Source organism: Curtobacterium pusillum (assembly GCF_013359865.1).
GTDB lineage: Bacteria > Actinomycetota > Actinomycetes > Actinomycetales > Microbacteriaceae > Curtobacterium > Curtobacterium pusillum.
This window is the reverse complement of sequence record NZ_JABMCE010000082.1, coordinates 112,895-122,475: the sequence shown is the minus strand read 5'-3', so window position 1 is coordinate 122,475 and position 9,581 is coordinate 112,895. Positions and strand designations below refer to the sequence as shown.

Below are 9,581 nucleotides of genomic sequence, written 5' to 3'. Positions count from 1 at the left end.
GTCACCGGCCGGACCACGGCCGACGGCGCCGCGGACGCGACCAGCGGCCCGACCGGTGCGGACGGGACGGACGCGAGCCGCGCCTCCAGGCCGGACGACGACCACACGCACGGCCGCCACTCGGCCGAGTAGTCGACCGGCCGACCAGCTGACGGGCCGCCCGTCGTCCCCGTGTCAGACCGCGGAGACGGCGGGCGGTTCCACGTCGAAGGACGCTCCGGGGAGCCGGCGGCGCATCACGTCGACCGCGACCGGGTTGTCGTCGACCAGCACGAACCGTCGGCCGAGCGCCTGCGCGACCGCGCCGGTGGTGCCGCTGCCGGCGAAGAAGTCGAGGACCCAGTCGCCCTCGCGCGAGGAGGCCTGGACGATCCTCCGCAGTACGCCCTCGGGCTTCTGCGTCGGGTAGCCGGTCTTCTCCTTGCCCGTCGGGGACACGATCGTGTGCCACCACACGTCCGTCGGGAGCTTGCCGCGCTCCCGTTTCGCGGGCGTGACGAGTCCCGGCGCCATGTACGGCTCGCGGTCGACGGCCTCGGAGTCGAACCAGTAGCGGGCGGGGTCCTTCACGTAGACCAGGATCGTGTCGTGCTTCGTGGGCCAGCGCGAACGGGACTTCGCACCGAAGTCGTACGCCCAGACGATCTCGTTGAGGAAGGAGTCGCGGCCGAACAGGGCGTCGAGCAGGACCTTGGCGTAGTGCGACTCCCGGTAGTCGAGGTGCAGGTAGAGGGTGCCGTCGTCGGCGAGGAGCCGCCACGCCTCGAGCAGCCGGGGCTCGAGGAAGGACCAGTAGTCCTCGAACCGGTCGTCGAACCGCATCAGGTCGCCGCGGACCCGCTCGTAGGTGCTCCCCCGGAAGCCCGTCACGGTCTCGCGGCGTCGGGCGGGGTGTCGACTCCCGGTCGCGTCGCGGACGGCCGAGGTCGCGTGCCGGCGCTGGTACCGGCCCGTGTTGAACGGCGGGTCGAGGTACACCAGCGTGAACGACCCGTCGGCGAGCGTCGGGAGCACGTCGAGGTTGTCACCGAGGACCACCCGGTCCGGGCCGCGATCGTCTCCGCTGTGCACGGGACCATTCTCCTGCACAGCCTCCACTGCGGGCGGCGGGCGTAGCGTCGGCGGCATGGCAGCACCCGAGGTCCGCAACGACACGGACAAGCAGCAGTACTCCCTCGTCGAGGACGGCGAGGTGATCGGCTTCGCCGCGTACGAGGTCGACGGCGACGAGATCCGCTTCGTCCACACCGAGGTGGACCCGGCGCACCGCGGGGGTGGCCACGCGTCGATCCTCGTGGAGCACGCGCTCGACGACGTCCGTTCCGGCACGCTCCGGGTCGTACCGCAGTGCAGTTACGTCGCGGCGTGGATCGACCGGCACCCCGACTACCAGGAGCTCACGACGCGCTGACCGTGCTCGCCGGAGCCGTCGGTCAGTAGCTGCGGTCGTGCGTACCGGCGCGCGTTTCGTGCCGACCGGCAGTGCGCACCGCCGGCACCTTGATGAGCACGCTGCCGCTGAGCAGGTCGTGGTCGTCGTCCGCCGGCGTCGGGGCCTGTGTCGGGAGGCGCGACTGCCGTTCGTACTCGGCTTGCGTCTCGTGACGGGTCGGTGCGAACACCTCGTCCATCATCGAGATCACACCGCCGGATCCGCCGCTGCGCGTGGCCTTGTTCGACAGGTCGATCCACCCCACGCGATCGGCGACCCACATCACGACGGCCGCCGCGGCCACCGCCCCCAGGAGGATCAACCAGTTCACGCACCCGACGCTACGTGGACGAACAGGCGAGGGCATCCGCCGCGCGGGTGATTCTCGTGATCCACACATGTGGTTCTTCGGGACGGCACCGACACTGGACGTGCGGCCGCCCGGAACCCCCCCTCTCCGGGCGGCCGACCACGGCCTGGTCCGGCACCATTACGCTCACGAGGCCGTGCCCCCGACCGGGTCGGGTCGTCGTGCAGACTGGGACGATGCGCACGCGGACCGCCTTCTCGGCAGCAGCCTTCGCCCTCGTCGGCGCATTGACCGTCAGCGGTTGCTCGTCAGCCCGCGACCTTGCCGGCGGACTGCTCCACGACGACGGTGGCGAGTCCCGGCCGTGCCCTTCCGACGACGCCGAGCCCGGCTCGACGACCGTGACACCGTCGGCTCCCGCGATGCTCGATCCCGCCGTCGCGCGGGAAGTCCGCGCCGCGCTCCGGGCAGTACGGAAGCTGCCGGGGGTGCAGACCGCGACCGAGTCGACGACGAACACCCCGAGCACGGTGCCCGACGCGACGTGCGCGAGCCGCCTCGTGACGACGAACCACTTCCGTTCCACGTTCGAGGTCGACATGGAACCGTCGGCGACGCCGTCCCAGGCCGGTGCGGTCCCGACGGCGATGGCTGGCGAACTCGCCTGGACCGGCGTCGACCTCACGCTGACCGTGCCTGCGGGGTCCGGTCACATCGCGAGCGTCGTCCACTACGACGCGACCTTCGATCAGACCATCCCGCCGGAGACCTCCACGGCTGTCGCGCAGGGGCTCGCCACGCTGGCGGCGACGCCGCACGTCACCGGACTCGAAGCGACGATCCCGACGACGATGCGCGTCGACTACGGGTCGCTGGTCATCGGCGTGGACAGGGACGACCAGTCCGTGCTCGACGCGGTGCACGCCGTGATCGACACCACCGCGTTCCGTGCCACGACGCTGCACGGATCATTCGGCAACGGCGCCAAGCCGTGACGACCGCACTCCTGGTCATGGCACCCGCGCGAGTGGTCAGGGAACGCGCTCGAGCCACTCCCGGGTCGCGAACTTCGACGCCACGAGCTCCTGCGCCCGAGCCCGCTCGGCGTCGGTCACGTGCCCCTCGTGAGCCCCGTACAGCTTCGTGAAGGTCCCGATGAGTCGGTCGATGATCTCGGCGCGGGTCAACCCCGTCTGGGATCGCAGCGGATCGACGCGCTTCGCCGCGCTCGTCGTGCCCTTGTCGCTCATCTTCTCGCGGCCGATGCGGAGCACCTGGACCATCTTCTCGCCGTCCATGTCGTAGCTCATGGTGGCGTGGTGGAGCAGCGCTCCGGTGCCGAGCCGCTTCTGGGCGGCACCGCCGATCTTGCCCTTCGTCGAGGAGATGTCGTTGAGCGGCTGGTAGTAGGCCTCGATGCCGAGCGACTTCAGCGCCTCGATCACCCACTCGTCGAGGTACGCGTACGAGTCGGCGAAGGTCATGCCCTGCACGAGGTCGGTCGGGACGTAGAGGGAGTACGAGATGATCGCGCCGGCGTCCATGAACATCGCGCCGCCGCCCGAGATCCGACGGACGACCTCGACGCCGTACTTCGCCGCGCCCTCGGGGTCGACCTCGTTCTTGAGGGACTGGAACGACCCGATGACGACGGCCGGCTGGTCCCACTCCCAGATGCGCAGGGTCGGACCGCGGCGACCCGCCCCCACCTCTTCGGTGAGCACCTGGTCGAGGGCGAGGTGCTCGTTCGGGCTGATCGGTCCCTCGTGGATGATCTCCCAGTCGTACTCCTGCCACGTCGACGCACGGGAGAGCGCCCGGCGGACGGCGACCCCGACGGACTCGGGTGTGAAGCCGAGCAGGACCGCGTCGGACGGCAGTGCGTCCCGGACCGCCGCGGCGATGCCGGCGGCGTCGGTCGTGGCCGGCAGACCGTTCACGGCGCCGTCGATCAGCGGGAGCGCGTCGTCCGGTTCGAGGAAGAAGTCGCCGGCGAGCCGGAACTCCCGGATCACCCCGTCGACGACCTCGAGGTCGACGACGACCAGCTTGCCTCCCGGGACCTTGTACTCACCGTGCACGGGACGAGCCTACGCCCGCCCACCCGCAGTCACCCGATCGAGCCAGGCGACCAGGTCGGCGATCACCTCGGCGCGGTTCGTCTCGTTGTAGACCTCGTGCCGAGCGCCCTCGTAGACCTTCACCGACACGTCCGACAGCCGTCCCCGGCGCCGGTAGGCCTGCGCCAGCCGCTCGATCGAGCGCGGGCCGCCGAGCGGGTCCTCCGACCCGACCTGCAGCAGCATCGGCAGGTCGTGCGGGATGCCGCGCCGCGGGACCCCGAGCAGCCGGAGCGCATCCCGGACGCCGAACAGCCCGACGACGTCCGCCTCGACCGCGAGCGGGTCGACCGACACCGCGTCGATGATCGCCCGGTCGCGCGTCAGCCACTCGAACTTCGTCGGCCCCGAGCCCGCGTGCCGCGCGTTGAGGTCACCGCTGTTCATCCACCCGGGCAGCCGGTACGCGCTGGCCGAGAGCACGACCCCGTCGTACGACCCCGACGACGTGTTCACGATCCGCTGCGCCATCAGCGAGCCCCACGAGTGACCGAGCAGCACGAGCGGGATGCCCGGCGTGTCCGCGCGCGCGACGGCGGTCATCTGCTCCACGGCCGCGATCGCTGCCCGCAGCCCGCCGGGTCCGAGGCGACCGAGCTTGGCGTGGTCGCCGTCCCACTGCGCGAGGCCGGTGCGTCCGTGTCCGCGGTGGTCGTTGGCGTGCACGGTGTACCCGGCGCGGACGAGGTCCTGCGCGAGCGGCTCGTACCGGAGACCGTGCTCCCCCACACCGTGCGCGATCTGCACGATGCCCTTCGGACGCGCCGCACGCCAGGTCGAGTAGACGATCTCGACGCCGTGGGCGTCGGTGAACGAGGAGTCCCCTCGGGCTGCGGAGAACGTGGGCACGGCCTCATCCTCCCAGATGCCGGACGAGCCGCGCCTGTTCACCCGGCGTTCACGCAGGCGGCTCGGAGCCGGCCTAGCGTCTCGCGCATGGACGTCCTCGTCACAGTTCTGCTGGTGATCATGGTGGCGCTCGTGTTCGACTTCACGAACGGGTTCCACGACACCGCCAACGCCATGGCCACCTCGGTCGCCACCGGGGCCCTCAAGCCCCGCACCGCCGTGCTCATCTCCGCCGTCCTCAACGTGGTCGGCGCGTTCCTCTCCACCGAGGTCGCCAAGACCGTCTCGCAGGGCATCATCCGCGAGGGCCAGGACGGCATCCACATCTCCCCCACGATGATCTTCGCCGGGCTCGTCGGCGCCGTGCTGTGGAACCTCGCCACGTGGTACTTCGGCCTCCCGTCGTCGTCCACCCACGCGCTGTTCGGCGGGCTCATCGGCGCGTCGATCATCGGTGCCGGCCTGAACTCGGTCGACTGGGCGACGGTCGTGTCGAAGGTCGTCCTGCCGGCGCTGCTCTCGCCCGTCATCGCCGGGATCATCGCCCTCGTCGCGACGTACCTGGCGTACACGCTCACGAAGAACGCCACCACCCACGGCGCCGCGACCGGTTTCCGCCACGGGCAGACGATCTCCGCGTCGCTGGTCTCGCTCGCGCACGGCACGAACGACGCGCAGAAGACGATGGGCGTCATCACGCTGACCCTCATCGCCGCGGACTACCAGCCCGCCGGTACCGGGCCGGCGCTCTGGGTGATCCTCGCCTGCGGGTTGGCGATCGGCCTCGGCACCTACACGGGCGGCTGGCGGATCATGCAGACCGTCGGCAAGAAGATCTCCGACGTGCAGTCCCCGCAGGGCTTCGCGGCGGAGACCAGTTCGGCCGCGACGATCCTCGTGTCCTCCCACCTCGGGTTCGCGCTCTCGACGACGCACGTCACGAGCGGTTCGGTCATCGGTTCGGGCCTCGGCAAGAAGCTCGCGGACGTGCACTGGAGCGTCGTCGGCCGGATCGTCGTGGCGTGGGTGATCACGCTCCCGGCGGCCGCGGTGGTCGGGGCCCTGGCTACGGCACTCGCCGCGACGTCGACGATCGGTCTCGTGATCGTCGCCGTGCTCGCGGTCGCCGCCGGCCTGTCGTTCTTCTTCCTCGCCCACCGCAAGCCCATCACGTCCGACGACGTCCGCGACGACGAGCGGGCCCCCGTGCCGGCGTCGGCCTGAGAGAGGGGTCCCCATGGACATCGACTTCGGTGCGATCGGCACGGTGGCGGGCGTCGGCTTCGTCGCCGCCGTCGGCGTCGTGCTGCTCTACACGCTCGGGCTGCGGTTGCTCGGGACGGGCCAGCCCGTGGACGCGGGCGGCGACCACACGCAGTACGCGGAGGAGACGGCGCGATCCGGCAAGACGCCACCGGCAGCGCTGGTGGGTGCCGGCGTGTGCTTCGCGGTCTGCATCGCGGCAGTGCTCTACGGCATCTGGATGACGATCCCGCAGTTCCACTGACACGAATGGGAGGCGCGGTGCGGGTGAGCAGACCTGCTCACTCGCACCGCGCCTCCCGTTCGACCAATCAGTTCGTTCGCTGAACTAATTTGCTAAGCTAACGATCGTGAACGACGTCTCCCTCTCCACAGACCTGCGGATCGCGGTGAACCGGCTGTCCCGCACCCTCCGTGCGCAGAAGGCCGACACGACCGTGACGGACGCCCAGTTCTCCGCACTCGCCAGGCTGCACCGCGACGGCACGATGACCCTCGCCGAGCTCAGCCGGCAGGACGGTGTGACTCCCCCGTCGATGACGAAGACCGTCGCCGTGCTCGTCGAACGCGGGCTCGTGACGAAGGGCGGCCACGGCGACGACCGCCGCAAGGTGCTCCTCGGGGCGACCCCGGACGGAGCCGCCTTCGTCGAGGAGACCCGTCGTCGTCGGGACGGCTGGCTCACCCCGCGTCTCGCCGACCTCACCGAGGCCGAGCGGCAGACCCTCGCCGACGCCACCGAGATCATGAGGAGGCTGGCCCAGCAGTGACCGCCATGTTCCGCTCCCTGTCGGGCCGCAACTACCGCATCTGGTTCGCCGGTGCCCTGGTGTCGAACGTCGGCACCTGGATGCAGCGAACCGCCCAGGACTGGATCGTCCTGACGAAGCTCTCCGACAACGACGCCATCGCGGTCGGGATCACCATGGCGCTGCAGTTCGGCCCGCAGCTACTGCTCCTCCCCCTGACCGGCCTCGCCGCCGACCGGTTCGACCGGCGCAAGATGCTCATGCTCACGCAGGGGCTCATGGGCGCACTCGGCCTGGGGCTCGGGATCATGGTGCTGACGAACACCGCCACGATCTGGTCCCTCTACGGGTTCGCGCTCGCGCTCGGCATCGTCGCCGCGTTCGACACCCCGATCCGGCAGGCGTTCGTCTCCGACGTCGTGCAGGGCGAGCACGTCGCCAACGCCGTGGCGCTCAACTCCGCGTCGTTCAACGCCGCGCGTCTGATCGGCCCCGCGGTCGCCGGCGTGCTCATCGCCGCGATCGGCTCCGGCTGGGTGTTCGTCATCAACGCCGCCTCGTTCCTGGCCGTCCTCCTCGCGCTGCGCTTCGTCGACCCCGCACAGCTCGCCGACCGCATCCGACCCAAGCGCGGCAAGGGGCAGATCGTCGCCGGGTTCCAGTACGTGCGGACCCGGCCGGACATCATCGTCGTGCTGTGCATGATCTTCGTCGTCGGCACGTTCGGCGTGAACTTCCCGATCTTCACCTCGACGATGGCCAGGGTCGAGTTCGGCAAGGGAGCGGGCGAGTTCGGCCTGCTCAACTCGGTGATGGCGATCGGCTCCGTCGCCGGTGCCCTGCTCTCCGCCCGACGGGATCGGCCCCGGATGCGCATGCTCGTGATCGCCTCCGCCGGGTTCGGGATCGCCTGCGCCGCCGCTGCCGTCGCACCCACCTACTGGACCTTCGCCGTGGTGCTCGTGTTCGTCGGGCTCGCGTCCCTGACGTTCATGACGACGGCGAACGCCCTCGTGCAGACCACGACGAAGCCCGCGATGCGCGGACGCGTGATGGCGCTGTACATGGCGATCTTCGCGGGAGGCACGCCCATCGGCGCCCCGATCGTCGGCGCGGTCGCCGATGCCTGGGGGCCGCGCTGGGCCATCGCCGTGGGTGCGACCTCGGGGTTCGTGGCGCTCGCCATCGCCCTCGTGTGGCTCATCCGTCACGAGCGGTTCCGCGTGCGGTACGACGCGGACACCCGCCTGCACCTGGCGATCACGCACGCGGTGCCCGTCGTGGGGACTCGCGCGGCGCGCGCGGCGCTCCGGCAGGACCTGGAACGCGACGAGGCGGTCGCCGACCGCTCCAGCGCCGTCTGACCCGGCGGCCGGCCGGTCCGCCCGTCCGCGAAAGCGACAGATTGCCGCCGTATCGACGCGGGACACTGTCGCTTTCGCGGGTGTGACCGAGCGGAAGAACCGCGTTCTGTCGCTTCGGCGGGCGGATCGCGAGACGGACGGGAGGCGCGGCGCGGCCCCGCACCGCGCCTCCCGCTCCGACACGGCCAGGCCGGCGCTGGCGCATCCGTCCGGAACCGGCGGCGCGGGTCCGGTCCGTCAGCGAGCCGGTTCGGACGCCGCGAAGACGCGTGCGTCGAGCGCTTCGACGACACGGTCGGCCGCGACCGCGAACTGCTCCCCCGCCGCCCGTGCGGCCAGGAGCGCCGTGGTCTCGGTCACCGACTCGAGCGCGGCCCGGACCTCGGCGAAGGCGCGCACCTCGTCCTCGATGCACGACGGCGCGACGTCCGTCAGGCACTCGTCCGCCCGCCGGGCGAGGAACCGCAGCGACCGCGGGCTGCGCTCGTCGAGGAGCAGGAAGGCGGCGGCGTCCTCGGGACTCGGCGTGTGGTGGTCGCGGCCGCGCTGGAACGCCTCGCCCGCGCTGCACGCCCGGAGCGCGGTCACCCACGAGGCGGTGGACCTACGGTCGAGCAGATCCGATGCGAGCAGCCTGGCCGTCGTCGCACACCGCTGCAGCGAGCGTCCGAGGGTGAAGAACTCCCAGACCTCGTCACGGCTCGCATCGGCCTCGACCACGCCGATCGCGAGGGCACTGCGCTCCCGCACCCAGCCGAGGAACTCGTGGGCTCGGTCCGGCGCGACCTTGCGGGGCATGCGGGAACGGGTGACGTTGAGACAGTCCCAGAGCTCGGTGGAGACGACCTCGCGGGCACGGCGGGCGTTGTCCCGGGCGACGGCGACGGCGGAGGCGATGGATGCCGGCTCGTGACGGTCGAGCGCGAGGGAGTCGATGGTCGCACCACGGTCCGGATCGCTCGCCGGACCCGTCGCTCCCACCACGGACCGGAGCTCGGCGGCGACCGCGCGGTCCTGCCCGTCACCGGCCGGTTCGCGTCGCGCGATGTAGACGTCGACCATCCGGGCGACCACGTCCGCGCGTTCGACGGCGCTCCCGACGTGGAACACGCTCCCCGCGAGTCGGCTCAACACGTCGGTTCCTGCATGCCGCGAACCTACTGACCGGGGATTGCGAGGGTGTTTCGTCGCCGCGTCACGAGTGTTGCGGCGTCGGCGTGTACCGGTCCGACGCCACGGCCCGGCCGATCCGCGTACCCTGCTCCCATGGCAGACCCGGGCACCGACGGTTCCGCGACGCCCGCGCACGACCCCGAGGACGACATGCCCCTCGCGGAACTCGACGCCCGGGCCCGCGCGGACGCCGCACTGCGCCGCATCCGGGCCGGTTCCGACCCCGCGCGGGAGGCGTTCGACCTCGCGAACACCATGAACGACGAGACCGTCGGACGGCTGACGAACGCCGTCCGACGGCTCTTCAGGCGCCGGTAGGCC

12 protein-coding genes are annotated in these 9,581 nt (G+C 71.2%); 7 read left to right on the top strand and 5 right to left on the bottom strand.

Annotation, left to right across the window (positions count from 1 at the left end):
- Nucleotides 1-174: 174 nt before the first annotated feature.
- A complete protein-coding gene (locus tag HP507_RS12605) occupies nt 175-1,071 on the bottom strand; it encodes a DNA-methyltransferase (protein ID WP_175352135.1) in 897 nt (298 codons plus the stop codon).
- 55 nt (nt 1,072-1,126) lie between these two features.
- On the opposite strand from HP507_RS12605, the gene HP507_RS12600 reads away from it, so the two are divergent.
- Entirely contained in the window at nt 1,127-1,411 is a 285-nt protein-coding gene (locus HP507_RS12600; RefSeq protein WP_175352134.1) for a GNAT family N-acetyltransferase, read from the top strand.
- Between the two features lie 22 nt (nt 1,412-1,433).
- Here the strand turns inward: HP507_RS12600 and HP507_RS12595 are convergent, their stop codons facing one another.
- Nucleotides 1,434-1,763 (bottom strand): hypothetical protein, encoded by a 330-nt coding sequence (locus tag HP507_RS12595; RefSeq protein WP_175352133.1) that lies wholly within the window; start codon nt 1,761-1,763, stop codon nt 1,434-1,436.
- A gap of 215 nt (nt 1,764-1,978) precedes the next feature.
- Here HP507_RS12595 and HP507_RS12590 point away from each other — a divergent pair, with 215 nt between their 5' ends.
- Nucleotides 1,979-2,737, top strand: coding sequence for a hypothetical protein (locus HP507_RS12590; RefSeq protein ID WP_175352132.1), 759 nt, complete (start codon nt 1,979-1,981; stop codon nt 2,735-2,737).
- A 36-nt stretch (nt 2,738-2,773) separates the two neighbouring features.
- Here HP507_RS12590 and HP507_RS12585 read toward each other — a convergent pair whose 3' ends face one another.
- Complete coding sequence (locus tag HP507_RS12585; protein WP_175352131.1) at nt 2,774-3,823, bottom strand: lipoate-protein ligase LplAB; 1,050 nt, start codon at nt 3,821-3,823, stop codon at nt 2,774-2,776.
- Between the two features lie 9 nt (nt 3,824-3,832).
- Nucleotides 3,833-4,711: an alpha/beta hydrolase gene (locus HP507_RS12580; protein WP_175352130.1), complete on the bottom strand. Its 879-nt coding sequence runs from the start codon at nt 4,709-4,711 to the stop codon at nt 3,833-3,835.
- Between the two features lie 87 nt (nt 4,712-4,798).
- Here HP507_RS12580 and HP507_RS12575 point away from each other — a divergent pair, with 87 nt between their 5' ends.
- The 4 genes from HP507_RS12575 (at nt 4,799) to HP507_RS12560 (ending at nt 8,087) form a co-directional block, all read left to right on the top strand.
- The gene (locus HP507_RS12575) at nt 4,799-5,935 is read left to right on the top strand and encodes an inorganic phosphate transporter (protein ID WP_175352129.1); all 1,137 of its coding nucleotides are present in this window, start codon (nt 4,799-4,801) and stop codon (nt 5,933-5,935) included.
- Nucleotides 5,936-5,948: 13 nt separating this feature from the next.
- Nucleotides 5,949-6,218, top strand: a complete 270-nt coding sequence (locus HP507_RS12570) for a hypothetical protein (RefSeq protein ID WP_175352128.1) — start codon at nt 5,949-5,951, stop codon at nt 6,216-6,218.
- 106 nt (nt 6,219-6,324) lie between these two features.
- Nucleotides 6,325-6,744, top strand: a complete 420-nt coding sequence (locus tag HP507_RS12565; RefSeq protein WP_175352127.1) for a MarR family winged helix-turn-helix transcriptional regulator — start codon at nt 6,325-6,327, stop codon at nt 6,742-6,744.
- 5 nt (nt 6,745-6,749) lie between these two features.
- Nucleotides 6,750-8,087 carry an MFS transporter gene (locus tag HP507_RS12560; protein ID WP_217508774.1) on the top strand — a complete coding sequence of 446 codons (1,338 nt, stop codon included), beginning with the start codon at nt 6,750-6,752 and terminating at the stop codon, nt 8,085-8,087.
- A 237-nt stretch (nt 8,088-8,324) separates the two neighbouring features.
- Here the strand turns inward: HP507_RS12560 and HP507_RS12555 are convergent, their stop codons facing one another.
- A complete protein-coding gene (locus HP507_RS12555) occupies nt 8,325-9,218 on the bottom strand; it encodes an alpha-E domain-containing protein (protein ID WP_175352125.1) in 894 nt (297 codons plus the stop codon).
- A gap of 135 nt (nt 9,219-9,353) precedes the next feature.
- Here HP507_RS12555 and HP507_RS12550 point away from each other — a divergent pair, with 135 nt between their 5' ends.
- Nucleotides 9,354-9,578: a hypothetical protein gene (locus tag HP507_RS12550; protein WP_175352124.1), complete on the top strand. Its 225-nt coding sequence runs from the start codon at nt 9,354-9,356 to the stop codon at nt 9,576-9,578.
- Nucleotides 9,579-9,581 lie beyond the last annotated feature (3 nt).